Consider the following 15,897-nt stretch of genomic DNA (forward strand, 5'->3'; position numbering starts at 1 on the left):
GGCGCCAACATTCATCTCTTATATCCTAAAAAAGATACCGATAAAATTTTGCAATTTATTAAGAATGAGCTTGTTGTGTATTGTGAAAATGGGCAGTATATTTGCGACCAGGTTGGCGGAGGATCTAAGAAAGTCTGATCTTTAAGACCATCGTACGTAATTTAATACTATTTTTATTTTGCGCAACAGCAAACAGCTTATGAAAGGACCCCTCTTTTATTCTAAGATCCTTCTCTTCGGAGAATACGGGATTATTAAAGATTCGAAAGGCCTCTCTATTCCATATAATTTCTTTAAAGGTGCCTTAAAGACTGAGAAAACCTTGTCTGAAGCAGGAAAGAGATCTAATGATAGTCTCAAGAGATTTGCCGAACATTTAGCAAAAATACAGGAGGAGGACCCTTCTCTTGTGGTATTTGATATTGATGCCCTTAGAAACGACCTTGAAAAAGGAATGTATTTTGATAGCTCCATTCCACAGGGATACGGTATTGGTAGTAGTGGCGCCTTAGTAGCTGCCATTTATGACAAATATGCCAAGAACAAGATTACCATTTTGGAGAATCTTACTCGTGAAAAACTACTGAGTTTAAAGATGATATTTGGTAAAATGGAATCCTTTTTTCATGGAAAATCATCCGGATTGGATCCCTTGAACAGTTACCTTAGCTTGCCCATTCTGATCAACTCTCAGGATAATATTGAGTCTACCAGCATACCTTCCCAAAACAAAGATGGGAAAGGCGCAGTATTCCTTTTAGATAGCGGAATTATTGGCGAAACTGCTCCCATGGTTCAGATCTTTATGGAAAAGATGAAGCATGAAGGATTCAGAACTGTGCTAAAAGAGGAGTTTATAAAGCATACAGATGCCTGTGTTGAAGACTTTCTTACAGGTAATGTAAAGTCTTTATTTGGGAATATAAAACAACTTTCTCATGTTGTTTTGGACCATTTTAAACCCATGATCCCACCGCAATTTCACCAACTGTGGAAACAAGGGATAGAAACAAATGACTATTATTTGAAATTATGTGGTTCCGGAGGCGGAGGCTATATTCTGGGCTTCACTCAGGATCTTGAAAAGGCCAAGAATACGCTAAAGGAATATCGCCTGGAAGTGGTATACAACTTCTAATTAAACAACAATGCTTAGTAGAAAGAACAAACTCTTGCTTTTAAAGCTGCTGAGTTTGTTTTCCATTGTAAGAGGGTACAATGTATTGATGATCGTCATTGCTCAATACCTGGCGTCCATATATATTCTGGCACCTAACCTCCCCCTTTGGAAGGTGGTATTCGATCTTAGCTTGTTCGTCCTCGTTTTAGCCTCTTCCCTGGTGATTGCAGGTGGCTATATCATCAATAGTTTTTACGATTCAGAAAAAGACCTGATAAACAAGCCACGAAAAACCATGCTCGATCGCCTGGTAAGTCAACAGACCAAATTGAGCACCTATTTTGTACTGAATTTTTTTGCGGTTCTTTTTGCAAGTTATGTATCCTTCAAAGCTGTTCTCTTTTTTTCCGGCTATATTTTTGGGATTTGGCTGTACTCACATAAAATGAAAAAAATTGCTTTTGTAGGAAACTTAGTTTCTGCCTTGCTGGCGATTACCCCCTTTTTCGCAGTGTTTGTGTATTACAAGAATTTTGAAACAGTGATCTTCGTTCATGCAATGTTCCTTTTCCTCCTTATTTTGGCAAGGGAGTTGATCAAGGACATGGAAAATATAGCGGGAGATATAGCGCTAAATTATAAGACCATACCAATCTTATATGGTACAAAATATGCAAAGGCTTATATTACCCTCTTAGTTGTGCTAACCTTGATTCCCGCCATCTTATTGATCAAAACCTTTGATGTGGGTTATATGTATTTGTATTTTATTGCGAGTATTGTTTTATTGATCTTCTTTTTGATCCTATTGTGGAGATCTTCAACCAAGAAACATTATGTCTTGCTTCACAACATCTTAAAATTTATCATCATTGCGGGCGTATTTAGTATCCTTTTGATCAATGTAGATCTTGTTCTAAATAGGATATTATAGCAAACTGCTTCCCCTATATAGTTGTAAAGGAGATGAAGCCTAATTAACTTAGCCGTACCATCGATTTAAGAATATATTGAGAACGATGATCACATAAATTCCAAGCTGTACCTGCTGGTCCTTTATAACAGTTAGCACTAAGTTGATAGTATGGCTTACAGCATTTTGCTACCTTTGAAAAAAAAGTATCCATGAGCAGATCTGACTATAATGATGAAGGTAAATCTTCGGGACGAGGTGCAGGAAACTACCGGAAGAAAAGCTATGCCCGTGGGAATGCCCCAATTAAAAAACATAGGGAAACTAATCCTGCTTCAAATTCAGGCTTAATTCGTCTAAACAAATATGTAGCCAATGCAGGTGTATGTTCCAGAAGGGAAGCAGATACCTATATTGCCGCAGGGAATGTTACCGTAAACGGAAAACCGGTAACGGAAATGGGCCATAAAGTAAGTAGGACAGATGAAGTACGTTTCGATGGGCGACTACTCAATCCCGAGAAAAAGGAATATATTCTGCTAAATAAACCTAAGAATTTTATTACTACCACTAGGGATGAAAAAGGCAGAAGAACGGTCATGGAATTAATTTCTAATGCCACCAAATCCAGGTTGGTCCCCGTAGGTCGTTTAGACAGGAATACAACCGGACTTTTATTGTTTACCAATGATGGTGACCTGGCAAAGAAACTAACCCATCCCAGATATGGTGTGAGGAAGATCTATCATGTAGAGCTCAACAAAAACTTAAAAACAGATGACCTTCATAGAATTCAGGCGGGGGTTATGTTGGAGGACGGCCTCATCAAGGTAGATGAGATAAGTTATTTGAACAATGCTCCAAAGAAAGAGGTAGGTGTAAAAATACACAGTGGGAAGAACAGGATAGTACGGCGTATTTTTGAACATTTGGGATATGATGTCGTGAAATTAGACCGTGTGATCTTTGCCAACCTAACAAAAAAGGATCTCCCCAGAGGTCATTGGCGTCCATTAACCTCGCAGGAGGTCATTAATTTAGGCATGATACAATAAGCAGACAGCAGGTAATTCTCTGTTGATAGCTTAGTTCTTTTAGGAGATTAGCTTCATTTTATCCCGGATCTCTTGTAAACAAAGGTTTCCTATACTTCCCTGGTGCGTATGCTTGGCGTCTTTCCCAAACATAAATTTTCCTTCTTCCACTTGTAAGGCGATCTGTTTATAGGCATCCCTGAAAGGAATCCCTTGAAGCACTAATTCATTTAAGGCATCTACGGTAAATAAAAGGTCGTATTTGGGATCCTCAAGGATATCTTTCCGAACCATTGCCTTTGGAAGACTAAAGGTCATAATATCTAAACAGGCCTTTAACTCTTGCAGAGCCGGAAGTAAACTATTCTTGGTAACTTGAAGATCTCTATGATATCCACTGGGCAAATTGGTGAGTAATAGGGTTAGTTCATTTGGCAGGGCCTGAATTACATTGCATTTGCCACGCACCAATTCAAAAACATCCGGATTTTTTTTGTGAGGCATTATACTGCTTCCCGTAGTGAGATCGTCCGGAAATGATATAAAATTGAAATTCTGACTCATATACAAACAGATGTCCATAGCCAATTTCGAAAGCGTGGAAGCTACGCTAGCCATTCCCACAGCTGCCGCCTTTTCCACTTTTCCTCGGCCCATTTGTGCCGCAACCACATTGTATTTAAGAGTATTAAAATCTAGTTCACGCGTGGTCATTTCTCTATCTATTGGAAAAGAACTTCCATAACCTGCGGCACTGCCTAATGGATTTTGATCTGCTATCTTAAAAGCGGCATCTACAAAAATAAGATCATCAATAAGACTCTCTGCATAGGCTGAAAACCACAGACCAAAGGAAGAGGGCATGGCCACCTGAAGATGGGTATATCCCGGCAGGATCACTTTTTTATTTTTTTCTGCCAACTGAAGCAAGACCTCAAAGAGTTCCTTTACTTGTTTTTTTACGCTTTGTAGTTCGTCCTTTATGAACAGTTGCATTGCCACCAGTACCTGATCATTTCTGGAACGTGCGGTATGGATCTTTTTGCCGGTATCTCCAAGTTTTTGAATAAGCAGGAATTCAATTTTGGAATGCATATCCTCGAATGAATCTTCTATTGTAAACTCCCCTTTTTCGATAGAATCATGAATTTCGTTCAAAGTTGATACCAATGCAAGATTTTCCTCTTTTGTCAGCAATCCTATGGAGCATAACATATTAGCGTGTGCCTTAGATGCTCTTACATCATACCCGGCAAGGACAAGATCTAATTCCCTGTCATTTCCCACGGTGAATCGATCTATCTTCTCATTCGTTTTCATTCCTTTTTCCCAAAGTTTCATGATGTGTTGTTTTAGATGGTTTATAAGCTTATTCCGTAATTAGAAATCCTTGTAGTAAGTTTATATACAATTGGATACCTTCTTCAATTTCAGATATAAAAATATATTCGTCTGCACTATGCGAACGGGTACTGTCGCCAGGACCTAATTTTAAAGAGGGACAACTTAGTGCCGCCTGATCTGATAATGTTGGTGAACCATAGGTTGTTCTTCCAAGGGATATTCCTGACTGCACTAAAGGATGTTCTTTAGGTATGGAGGATGAGTTTAATCGCAATGAGCGAGGGGTTACTTCACAAGGTGCTTCTTTTTGAAGAATAGCAACGATCTCTTTGTTGGTATAACAATCATTTACTCTAACGTCAATGACCAGATCTACCTTAGCTGGGACCACGTTATGTTGGCTTCCGCCATTTATCTGTGTAACGGTTACTTTTACCTTTCCCAAAACTTCAGATACTTTTTGGAAACTATAGTTATTAAACCAATGCAGTACATCAATACAATTATATATAGCATTATTCTCATTAGGATGTGCCGCATGGGAGGGGGTGCCTTTTACTTCAGCGTCAAAGACTACCAGTCCTTTTTCTGCGATTGCAAGTTGCATCAGGGTTGGTTCACCGACAATGGCCACCGAGATTTTAGGTAGAATTTTTAGCATGGAATTAAGGCCATTAGGGCCAGAACTCTCTTCCTCGGCAGAAGCTACAATGATCAGGTTATGTGATAGGTCCTTCTCATCATAAAAATAAGTAAATGTGGAGATCAAGGATACCAACGCACCGCCCGCATCATTGCTGCCCAGGCCATATAGTTTGCCATCCTCTTCCTGTGGTAAAAACGGATCCTTGGTATAAGCCGAATTTGGTTGCACAGTGTCGTGGTGCGAATTTAAAAGTAAGGTGGGCTTAGCTTTATCAAAGTATTTATTAAAAGCATACACATTGTTTTTCTCTCTTTTGTACTGGATACCGTGGGTAGTGAACCACTTTTCAATGAGCAGAGCGGTATTATTTTCCTCTGAGGAAAAAGAAGGGGTTGCTATTAGTTCCTTCAATAATGAAATGGCATTTTTTGTCAATTGTGCTACATCTTGCTTCATAGGGTCAGGGTTGTATAGGTAGAAGAATTAGGGAGTAACATTTGTAAATTTCCGATACATACTTTATGGACGGAATGGTCTAGCGCATAAAAACAATTTTCCAATTTTGGCAACATACCACCGGCAATCGTATGTTCTTTTAACAGACTAAAATAGGTCTGTTTGTTAATATGTGAAATAACAGAATTGTCGCTGCTTATATCACTTAATACACCTGGTTTTTCAAAACAGTAGTACAAGGATGTGGTATATTCTTTAGTCAGGGCAATGGCCAATTCAGAGGCAATGGTATCTGCATTCGTATTTAGCAATTGACCTTTTCCATCATGAGATAAGGCACAAAAAACCGGTACCAGGCCGGTTTGCAAAAAGATCAAAAGAGATTGCGTATGTACCGATACAATATCACCAACAAATCCAAAATCTACTAATTCAACCGGTCGTTTAACTGCTTGAATGATCCCTGCATCGGCACCACTAAGGCCAATGGCATTGCATTTCAGAGCCTGTAGGGAAGCTACTATAGATTTATTTAAAAGTCCCCCATAGGTCATCACAGCCACTTCTAAACTTTTCTTATCTGTGATGCGTCTTCCTTGCACCATGGCAGTCTTTATTCCTAACTTATCAGCCATTGCCGTAGCCTTTTTTCCACCTCCGTGCACCAGGATCTTAGGTCCTTTAATTTGAGAGAAGAGGATCAAAAAACGAGCTAATTCTTTCTCACTTTCAATGATGTTTCCTCCTATTTTTACAATAGACAATATTGGTTTCATAATCCTTTTAATATTTTGAATAGAGCTACCTGAGCCGCATAAGTTCTATTATTCGCTTGCTCCATTACTAATGATTGGCTTCCGTTAAGCACTGCGTCTTCTACTACTACATTACGCCGAACAGGAAGACAATGCATAAACTGCGCATTTCCTAACTTCTCCTTTGTGATCATCCATTCCGGATCTGTACTCAGCACCTTCCCATAAGAACTATAACTGCTCCAATTCTTAACATATACAAAGTCGGCCTCCGCCAGGGCTTCCTCCTGATCATAAATTATTGGTACATCTTTAGTAATTGTGGGGTTGAGTTCGTATCCTTTAGGATGGGTGATGCTAAAATTGATCCGAGAATTCTGTTTCATGATCTTCACAAAGGAATTGGCCACCGCATGAGGAAGTGCCTTTGGGTGTGGCGCCCATGACAACACTACCTTAGGGTTCTTCTTATTGGTATTTTCTGTAATGGTTATCAGATCGGCCAGGGCCTGCAAAGGATGTTCTTTTGCACTTTCCATATTCAATATGGGAATAGAGGCATACTTTTTAAAACCGTTCAACACAATCTCTGCTTCATCTTGTTCCTTGTTCGTTAAGGAAGCAAAAGCCCGTACACCCAAAACATCGCAGTACTGAGAGACCACTTGAGCCGCTTCACGAATATGTTCTGCCTTCCCCTGATCCATGATAGTTCCATCTTCAAATTCCAGGGCCCATCCTTCACTGCTAAAATTCATGATCATACAGTGCATTCCCAAATGGAAAGCTGCCTTTTGTGTGCTTAGGCGGGTACGTAAGCTGTTATTAAAAAACAATAGGCCGATGGTCTTGCCCTCGCCTAATCCTTTAAATTTAAAAGGGTCTTTCTTCAATTCTCCGGCTAGGTCTATCCATTCCCCAGCAGAATCTATGTCTTGTACACTTAGGTAATGCTTCATGGCAATTCCTGTTTTAGAGCATGGAAAAAATTATTTATATGAGCTTTATTGATATTAAGCGCCGGTAGTATACGCAAGACTTTTTTATCTTTTGCACCACCCGTGAAAATACGCTGCTTATAAATGAGGTTTTTTCGCAGAGGGGCCACTTCAAAGTCAAATTCGAGTCCCAGCATCAGGCCTTTTCCTTTTACTCGTTTTACCTGAGGTATTTGCATTGCCATTTCCTTGAAATAGAACCCAAGTTCCCCGGCATTAGAAATAAGGTCTTCTTGTTCTAGAACTTCCAATACTGCCAGCGTAGCAGCACACGCCAAATGGTTACCCCCAAAGGTAGTTCCCAGCAATCCGTAAGAAGCTTTGATCTTTGGATGGATCAATATACCCCCTACAGGAAATCCGTTCCCCATCCCTTTTGCTATAGAGATTATGTCGGGCTCAATATCATGGTGTTGAAAGGCGAAGAATTTACCGCTTCTTCCAAAACCGGATTGAACTTCATCTGCTATAAGGACTACCTGGTGTTCCTTACAAAGTTCAGCCACCTCATGGTAAAATTTGGTAGTAGGTTCATCTAAACCACCAACCCCTTGAATGGCTTCCAGGATCACAGCGCAGACATCATCTTTTTCTAACTCTTGCTTTAAACCAAGGGTGTCTTCGAACGATAAAAAAGTCACCTTTTGCTGTTTATTGATCGGAGCATTAATGGCAGGGTTATCTGTAGTTGCTACGGCTGCTGAGGTGCGACCATGAAAACTATTATGAAAAGCGATTACCCTCGATTTTCCTGTGTGAAAAGAAGCTAGTTTAAGCGCATTCTCATTGGCCTCTGCCCCGGAATTACAAAGAAAGAGTTGATAATCATCGCAGCCCGACAGGCTTCCTAGTTTTTGGACCAACTCTTGTTGCAAAGGATTTTGGACGGCATTGCTATAAAAACCTATACGATCTAATTGATCTTTGAGACGCTTTATATAATGAGGATGCCCATGACCTATGGATATTACAGCATGACCCCCATACAGATCAAGGAATTCCTGACCTTTATCATCTTTCAGGATCACTCCTTTGGCAGAAACCGGTGTAATATCATATAATGGGTATACGTCGAAGAGCTTCATACTAACCTTTTCTTATCTGAGTGATCTTTTCAAATGAAGTAACAATTCCCCGGATCAGCGAAGAGCTTAAGCCCTGATGTTCCATTTCATTTAAACCTTCTATTGTACATCCCATTGGTGTTGTAACCCTATCTATTTCTTCTTCCGGATGATTCCCGGATTCTATCAATAAAGCCGCGGCGCCATTACAGGTATGCATAGCTAATTCTTGTGCCTCTTTCGCATCAAATCCCAACTGAATGGCTCCCTGAGTGGTGGCTCGGATAAGTCGCATCCAAAAAGCGATACCACTGGCGCAAATTACAGTAGCAGCCTGCATCTGACTTTCCGGGATTTCCATGGAATGTCCCATTCTATTGAAAATGGCTTTTGCCAGATCTATGCGTTTTGTTCCCATTTTATTACTGCATATACACGTCATGGACTTGCCAACAGAAATCGCCGTATTCGGCATACTTCGAATGATAAAGGTATTCTCCCCAATAATGGATTCGATCTTATCAATGCTGAATCCTGTGATGGTTGAAATAATGACATGTTTCTCTGTGAGGTGCTCCTTTACCTCATTTAAAATTGCTTCAAAATGCCCGGGTTGTACAGAAAATATCAGAATATCCGATTGTTTTACTGCCAGAGAATTGTCTGATGAGACGGTAACATTACCGTATTTCTCAAATTCTTTGATATTTCCCGGATGTCTTTTGGTGAGGTACATGGTAGTTGCTCCATTGCTGTGTAAAATACCTTTCGCGATAGATATTCCCAGGTTTCCGGCTCCAATGATGGCTATTTTCATATGCTTATTCTACTGATTATTTTTCTCTTATAAATTATAAACAGGGGTTTAATATACCCCCGACTTTAATTGCAGGCCTTCCATTTCAGGAAAACCGAACATTAGGTTCATATTTTGTACTGCTTGTCCACTGGCCCCCTTGAGCAAGTTGTCTATTGCAGAAGCTATTAGGATCATTCCGTCATGCACTATTACATGCAGGTGGCAATGATTGGTATTTACCACCTGTTTTAAAGCAATAGGTTCATCAGAGAGTTGTGTAAAAGGCGCTTTCTTATAATAATCCTTATATAAGTCGATTGCCTCGCTCTCACTTCCTTTAAAATGGGTATATGCAGTAGCCCAAATACCGCGGGTAAAATTCCCCCGATTAGGAATGAATAATAGCTTCCCTTTATCTTTTTGCAAGTGCATTAGACTTTCGTTGATCTCACCTAAATGCTGGTGTGTAAATGCTTTGTAGTGAGACATATTGTTATTGCGCCAGCTAAAATGGGTGGTAGGGGATAGGCCAACTCCTGCACCGGTACTGCCGGTTGTAGCATTGATATGGACGTCATAGTCTAATAGTTTTGCCTGAGCCAGGGGCAGTAGAGCCAATTTAATAGCGGAGGCAAAACATCCCGGATTTGCAATATACTTGGTCTTCTGTATCCTATCTTTATTGAGTTCAGGAAGGCCATATACAAAATTTCTGCCCCCAAGAGAACTGCTTGCTTCTAATCTGAAATCATTACTAAGGTCAATGATCTTTGTGGTCTCTGAAAAGGGATGCTTTTGCAGAAATTTAGTTGAGTTTCCGTGACCTAAACACAAGAAGACAAGGTCTATTTCATGATCAACCTCGTCACTGAACAACAATTGTGTTTGTCCTAGAAGATCCGTATGAGTGGCTGAAACTTTTGTGCCTGCACGAGTGGTACTGAACACAAATTGGATCTCCACTTTTGGATGATTTAATAATAGCCTGATCAGCTCACCGCCGGTATAACCGGAACCACCTATAATACCTATCTTAATCATGATGTTTATTTACCTTCGTTGCTATTTTTGCCGGGTTCGACAGGATCTTGATGAATCCTTTTGCGTCGTTGGCCGTCCAGGCTTTGTTCATTTCCCCATAACTTCCAAAGGAAGCTGCCATTAGATCATGTTGGGAATTAATGCCATTGAGTTCAAATCTGTATGGGTGGAGGGTTACAAATACATCCCCACTCACATTTTTCTGAGTATCGGTCAGAAAGGCTTCAATGTTCCTCATTACTTCATCCAGATAATTGCCTTCATGTAAGAGCATTCCATAGAAGTTCCCTAATTGTTCTTTTTGAAATTGTTGCCATTTACTCAGCGTATGCTTTTCTAAAAGATGATGAGCTTTTAAGATAACCAGCGGTGCCGCAGCTTCAAATCCTACTCTTCCTTTAATTCCAATGATAGTATCCCCAACATGAATATCCCGGCCAATGGCATATGAAGCCGTTAATTCCTGTAATTTTTGAATGTTTTGCACCGGATTGCCAGACTCGCCATCTATTGCTGTAAGTTCACCTCTAGTAAATGAGAGTTTTACATCTTTAGCCTTCTGGGCATTTAGTTGACTGGGATAGGCTTCAGAGGGAAGTCCTTTCTCGGAAGTAAGGGTTTCAACACCCCCAACCGAGGTTCCCCAAAGGCCCTTATTGATAGAATATTGTGCTTTTTCCCAGGAATAGGATATGCCGTGATCCTGAAGGTAACTGATCTCTGCTTCCCTGGATAGTTGTTTGTCACGGATAGGGGTAATGATCTCAATTTCGGGTGCAATGATCTGAAAGATCATATCAAAACGCACCTGATCATTCCCGGCGCCTGTACTACCATGGGCAATTGCATTAGCACCTATTTTTTGTGCATACTTTACAATTTCTAACGCCTGTACAATTCGCTCTGCGCTTACACTGAGTGGATAGGTATTGTTACGAAGTACGTTTCCAAAGATGAGGTATTTAACTACGGTATTATAAAAGGATTGAATAGCGTCTATGGAAGTGTATGAATGTGCTCCTAGTTGCAAAGCCTTCTTCTTAATGTCTTGTATCTCAATATCGTCAAAACCTCCGGTGTTTACACTTACGGCATGTACTTCATACCCCTGGTCCTTTGAAAGATGCAAGGCACAGTAGGAAGTGTCCAGACCACCGCTATACGCCAGAACTAATTTCTTATTGTTTTTATTTGATGTGGTCATGTTGTTATTTTTTCTTTTTAAGGAAGAGTTGTTCTTTTATACTCTGCAATCGCTGAAAGGCCTTTCTATTTACCTTCTTTTTTTGTCCTTTTCCTTTAAGAGCAGGATCGTATAGCATACCTGTACAAAGACACATTTTCTGTTCCGTTCTTGTGAGGATATCAAAGTTCTTACAGGTCTGGCAACCCTTCCAAAAATCTGGATCAACTGTTAGCTCCGAAAAAGTCACGGGTTTATATCCCAGTTCATAATTCATTTTCATTACCGCCAAGCCCGTTGTGATGCCGAAGATCTTTGCTTCAGGAAATTTCTTAAGCGACAGTTCGAAGATGGTCTTTTTAATTTTTTTTGCTAGTCCCTGATTCCGATAATCGGGATGAACAATAAGCCCGGAATTAGCCACAAATTTCTGATGGCCCCAAACTTCTATATAGCAAAAGCCTGCGAACTTATCTTTATCCAGGGCTATGACCGCATTGCCATTTACCAGCCTTTTAATAATATAATCGGGCGTTCTTTTGGCAATACCTGTCCCCCTTACCTTGGCAGATTCGGAGATGGTTTCGCTAATGATGTTCGCGTATTTAATGTGTGATTCGTTAGCAATTACAATGTCCATTGCTTATAAAATTAATCGTAAACTAAAAATGACTGAAGGATCGTTGCGGAAATGGACTCACCTATTTCCATGAGAGAAGAGCACCCTTACGGGCGACGACGAGTGGGCACAAAAGAAGTAGCCCTGGAGGCTATTCTAAGATTCGTATAACTGTGTGCATTCGTTTTCATGAATTCAAATGTACAAATAATATTGAACTAACCCCATGAAGCCATTAATTTTTGGGAATTAATGATTTTATGCCTTGTCGTTTAAATAATTCATAGACCAAAAACCCAATTACCGTTAAATATTCAATGATCAACAACCATATAGCTTCATTGAAATCGGGATTGGCATATGCCGAATAGCTTAGAATTACGGTGGCAGACCATACTAATGGATAACGGAATTCAGAGAAAAGACACAATAGCACAAGAGAAATAATATACCAAGGGTGCACGGTTGTGGACAAAAATAAATAGACCGTTAAGATCATAAGCATTGAGGTGAGGAGTACATTATGTCTTTCATTACTGCGAAAGAAACTTAGCAGACCCACCCAGACAATGACGATAAAAGGAATGATCTTTCCATAGGTCTTAATAAGTTCCCATGGTTTCAGATCTAACTGCGACCCAAGACTCTTTACTACATTATAGACGCTGGCATTGAACTCAAAATTTGAGAACCACAAGGAAAGTGTATTGGAATAATGCGCAGCAAATACGGGATCGTAAAAAGGTATCAATGTTATCAAAACTCCGGAGATCACCAGAGTATTAAATACCAATCCTTTTTTAAGCCCCAGGCTTTTAAAAAACAAAGGTAGAAACATTAGCGGGATCAGTTTAATTGAAATAGATAGGGCCATAGGAACGGCAGCTATTATCCATTTGTTTATTGTAAGTAAATAAATGGCCCAGAGAAGGAAAAAAAGCATGACCCCTTCAAAATGCAGATTTCCACTCAATTCAATAATGACCAAGGGATTTAGGAAATACCAAAAAATAAGATGAGGAGACTTATTTAGGTGTTTTAATAGTTTACGGCCAAAATAGAAAATTCCAATATCAGCGCCCAGTAAAAGTAGGCGCATAGCTATTAGTCCACCCACTATTTTTTGTCCCCCAAGCCACACGCATATCCCGAACAGAACTTGGCTAAAAGGGGGGTAATTACTGTAATTACTGGCGCTAAGTGACTCCATTTTTTCAACCAATAATTGGGCCTGTGGAATGATCAGCTCACCTTTTTCAAGGATCTCTTTTGGGAAATACAGGTATGGATTCTCACCCATGATCACTAATTGACCGTCCCAAATAAAGCGGTAAAAATCTTGTGAAAGATTAGGAATGGCCATAAGGAAGATAAGGCGGAAAAGTATGCCCAGACCCAGCAAGAGCTTAAAGTTCCATTTTTCGAATTGAATAAGCTTATAGCATAGAAAAAAGAGGGCCGCATAGAGAACTGACAGCCTGGTGAAGTCCGTTCTTTCTAAATGGTGCGCAAAGGTGTAATAAAAAACGCCACAGAGCAATGAGAGAAGGATAGCAACCTTGTGAAGTTTCCAATAGGTAAGTACCGCGTTGGGCATAAGGTGGTATCCTGATAGTTTCTACAAATAACCGAAAAATTGAGGAATATATATAATAAAACAAAGCGCCTCATGATAATTCAGGAGGCGCTGAGCAATTATTAATTGGGGGCTAACAAATTGTTATTTACAGTCCTTACACTTTCGAGGTCAGAGATTTAAAAAAGACAAACCCAAAACCAAGGAACAACATAAAATGAAAGGGGAACAAACCAAAATCATTCAATGGAATAGCACTGTACATACCAAACAAAAAGTAGACCATAAGACCAAATTCCAGGATCATATTGGGTGATAATTTGGTAGTGAGGTATTTATTTCCCTTCCAGCTATCCGTAAGATTATTGATATTAAACTTGGGGGTACGTACAAATTCGCTGCGTTTCCCCATATGTCCTTCTATTACGGCTACGGTGTTGTGCAATGAAAAACCAAGAGCCACAGAGAAGAATGTAAAGAACAGTTTTATATAATCTACAAAGTGATCTATTCCACTGCCCTGAATGCTTTTGTATGTAAACCAATAACATATAAATAGGATGATCGTAGAGAGAATAAAAAAGCTGGTAGCTTCAAAGATCCATCCAAGATGTCCGTAACTATTTTTAATGTACAACATTGGGATACTTAAAACTGCCACAAGGAAAACAAATAAGAACATTGAACTGTTCAGTAAGTGCATAACTCCATGGAACTTGGTCTTAAACGGAATATTCTTGGCACTGACAAGATTAACAACGGTCTTTCTAAAATTTTCAGCACCACCTTTATTCCATCTAAATTGTTGAGAACGCGCAGCACTAATTACCACCGGTAATTCTGCAGGTGTTTCAACATCCTCAAGATATTTAAATTTCCAGTCCTTCAATTGAGCGCGGTAGCTTAAGTCGAGGTCCTCTGTCAGGGTATCTCCTTCCCAGTTGCCGGCGTCTATGATACATTCCTTTCTCCAGATCCCGGCAGTACCATTAAAATTGATAAAGTGACCTTTGGCATTTCTACCTACTTGTTCAAGGGTAAAATGTGCATCAAGTGCAAATGCCTGTATCCTTGTTAAAATAGAATAATCTCGGTTGATATGACCCCAACGGGTTTGAACCACACCAATTTCTTCGTCTTTAAAATAGATAACGGTCTTCTTTAACCAATCTGGATCCGGAAGAAAATCGGCATCAAAGATGGCAATAAAATCACCTTTCGCGATCTTCAAACCTTCTTTAAGTGCTCCCGCTTTAAACCCTTGTCTGTTCTCTCTGCGGATATGCTGAATATCGAGGCCTGTTTCCTGAAGATCGGCTATTCTTTTTGCTGTATCAATAATGGAATCATCTGTGGAATCATCTAACACTTGTATTTCCAGCTTACTTTTTGGATAGGCAATTTTAGCAATATTATCTAGTAATCGTTCCATTACATATTCCTCATTGTATATAGGAAGTTGAATGGTTACCATTGGTATTTCCTTTGGATCCAATAAATTGAATTTAGGCGCGACAGCCTGATTCTTTTTAAACCCAAGATAGTTGAGCAATAAATTTAATTGCGCAAGGCTGTAAAAGAAAATCAATAACAGCGCCAAGCTGTAAATTCCGATGATGATGTAAGCAATTGTTAGACCCATGTTATTTTAAACTGTATTTAAATATCCACCCCAGGATTTTTATGCCGGCAAAGATACTACCTTTTACGGTACCTGAGACCTTTGAGATGCCAATTCTTTTTTTGTAACGCACTGGTACTTCGGTATATGCTATTTTTTTCTTCAGTACTTTCAACTGCATCTCTACCGTCCACCCATAGGTCTTATCCTCCATTTCTAAGGCTATCAGCTGCTCATATCGGATGGCTCTAAACGGTCCCAGATCTGAGAATTTTGCCTTAAACAACAACTTCATTAAAAAGGTAGCCAGCCAATTCCCGAACACCTGTTGAGGTGTCATGGATCCCTCTTCTCTCAATGCCTTGTCCCTTGCACCAATCACAAAATCTGCTTCTCCAGCCAATATCGGCTCTATTACTTTGTGAAGGTCTTCCGGAAAGTCGGAGTAATCTCCGTCCATAAATACGATGATTTGGGGTGTTTTGGATCGTTTGTCTGCATAATTAATTCCCTTGAGGCAGGCATATCCGTAGCCCATCCGTTCTTCAAACAGGACAGTGGCCCCGGCAGCAGATGCAACAGCTGCTGTATTATCTGTTGAATTATTATTAACAACAATGATCTCAGAGACAAGGTCGGGGATTTCAGAAATGACCTGTCCTATGGATTGGGCTTCGTTGTAAGCGGGAATAATAACGAGGATCTCCTTCATGTAGTTATACTCAGCG

Annotated in this window: 15 protein-coding genes; 3 read left to right on the forward strand and 12 right to left on the reverse strand. The window is 39.9% G+C overall.

Features of this window, described 5'->3' with window-relative positions; genetic code table 11:
* Positions 1 to 199: 199 nt before the first annotated feature.
* From Q0X72_RS07575 to Q0X72_RS07585, 3 genes are all read left to right on the forward strand, one after another.
* A complete protein-coding gene (locus Q0X72_RS07575) occupies positions 200 to 1,138 on the forward strand; it encodes a mevalonate kinase (protein ID WP_297763615.1) in 939 nt (312 codons plus the stop codon).
* Positions 1,139 to 1,148: 10 nt separating this feature from the next.
* Positions 1,149 to 2,054, forward strand: coding sequence for a geranylgeranylglycerol-phosphate geranylgeranyltransferase (locus Q0X72_RS07580; RefSeq protein WP_297763617.1), 906 nt, complete (start codon positions 1,149 to 1,151; stop codon positions 2,052 to 2,054).
* A gap of 191 nt (positions 2,055 to 2,245) precedes the next feature.
* Positions 2,246 to 3,088, forward strand: a complete 843-nt coding sequence (locus Q0X72_RS07585) for a pseudouridine synthase (RefSeq protein ID WP_297763619.1) — start codon at positions 2,246 to 2,248, stop codon at positions 3,086 to 3,088.
* Positions 3,089 to 3,127: 39 nt separating this feature from the next.
* Here Q0X72_RS07585 and argH read toward each other — a convergent pair whose 3' ends face one another.
* The 12 genes from argH to Q0X72_RS07645 form a co-directional block, all read right to left on the reverse strand.
* Positions 3,128 to 4,408 carry an argininosuccinate lyase gene (gene argH, locus Q0X72_RS07590; protein ID WP_297763622.1) on the reverse strand — a complete coding sequence of 427 codons (1,281 nt, stop codon included), beginning with the start codon at positions 4,406 to 4,408 and terminating at the stop codon, positions 3,128 to 3,130.
* 28 nt (positions 4,409 to 4,436) lie between these two features.
* Positions 4,437 to 5,513, reverse strand: coding sequence for a M20 family metallo-hydrolase (locus Q0X72_RS07595; protein ID WP_297763624.1), 1,077 nt, complete (start codon positions 5,511 to 5,513; stop codon positions 4,437 to 4,439).
* Positions 5,510 to 6,289 carry an acetylglutamate kinase gene (gene argB, locus Q0X72_RS07600; RefSeq protein ID WP_297763626.1) on the reverse strand — a complete coding sequence of 260 codons (780 nt, stop codon included), beginning with the start codon at positions 6,287 to 6,289 and terminating at the stop codon, positions 5,510 to 5,512. The genes Q0X72_RS07595 and argB overlap by 4 nt, the downstream gene beginning before the upstream one ends.
* Positions 6,286 to 7,227: an acetylornithine carbamoyltransferase gene (locus Q0X72_RS07605; protein WP_297763628.1), complete on the reverse strand. Its 942-nt coding sequence runs from the start codon at positions 7,225 to 7,227 to the stop codon at positions 6,286 to 6,288. The genes argB and Q0X72_RS07605 overlap by 4 nt, the downstream gene beginning before the upstream one ends.
* Positions 7,224 to 8,351, reverse strand: coding sequence for an aminotransferase class III-fold pyridoxal phosphate-dependent enzyme (locus tag Q0X72_RS07610; RefSeq protein ID WP_297763631.1), 1,128 nt, complete (start codon positions 8,349 to 8,351; stop codon positions 7,224 to 7,226). The genes Q0X72_RS07605 and Q0X72_RS07610 overlap by 4 nt, the downstream gene beginning before the upstream one ends.
* Before the next feature lies 1 nt (position 8,352).
* Positions 8,353 to 9,147: a pyrroline-5-carboxylate reductase gene (gene proC / locus Q0X72_RS07615; RefSeq protein WP_297763633.1), complete on the reverse strand. Its 795-nt coding sequence runs from the start codon at positions 9,145 to 9,147 to the stop codon at positions 8,353 to 8,355.
* Between the two features lie 48 nt (positions 9,148 to 9,195).
* Positions 9,196 to 10,170: an N-acetyl-gamma-glutamyl-phosphate reductase gene (gene argC, locus Q0X72_RS07620; protein ID WP_297763636.1), complete on the reverse strand. Its 975-nt coding sequence runs from the start codon at positions 10,168 to 10,170 to the stop codon at positions 9,196 to 9,198.
* Positions 10,163 to 11,374 (reverse strand): argininosuccinate synthase domain-containing protein, encoded by a 1,212-nt coding sequence (locus Q0X72_RS07625; protein WP_297763639.1) that lies wholly within the window; start codon positions 11,372 to 11,374, stop codon positions 10,163 to 10,165. Before Q0X72_RS07625 ends, argC begins: the two co-directional genes overlap by 8 nt.
* Positions 11,375 to 11,378: 4 nt before the next feature.
* A complete protein-coding gene (locus Q0X72_RS07630; protein ID WP_297763641.1) occupies positions 11,379 to 11,993 on the reverse strand; it encodes a GNAT family N-acetyltransferase in 615 nt (204 codons plus the stop codon).
* 214 nt (positions 11,994 to 12,207) lie between these two features.
* Complete coding sequence (locus Q0X72_RS07635; protein ID WP_297763644.1) at positions 12,208 to 13,569, reverse strand: mannosyltransferase; 1,362 nt, start codon at positions 13,567 to 13,569, stop codon at positions 12,208 to 12,210.
* A 136-nt stretch (positions 13,570 to 13,705) separates the two neighbouring features.
* Entirely contained in the window at positions 13,706 to 15,190 is a 1,485-nt protein-coding gene (locus Q0X72_RS07640; protein ID WP_297763647.1) for a cellulose synthase family protein, read from the reverse strand.
* 1 nt (position 15,191) lies between these two features.
* Positions 15,192 to 15,881 (reverse strand): glycosyltransferase family 2 protein, encoded by a 690-nt coding sequence (locus Q0X72_RS07645; RefSeq protein WP_297763650.1) that lies wholly within the window; start codon positions 15,879 to 15,881, stop codon positions 15,192 to 15,194.
* Between the last annotated feature and the right edge of the window lie 16 nt (positions 15,882 to 15,897).

The organism is uncultured Muriicola sp., assembly GCF_947258935.1.
Taxonomy (GTDB): domain Bacteria; phylum Bacteroidota; class Bacteroidia; order Flavobacteriales; family Flavobacteriaceae; genus Muriicola.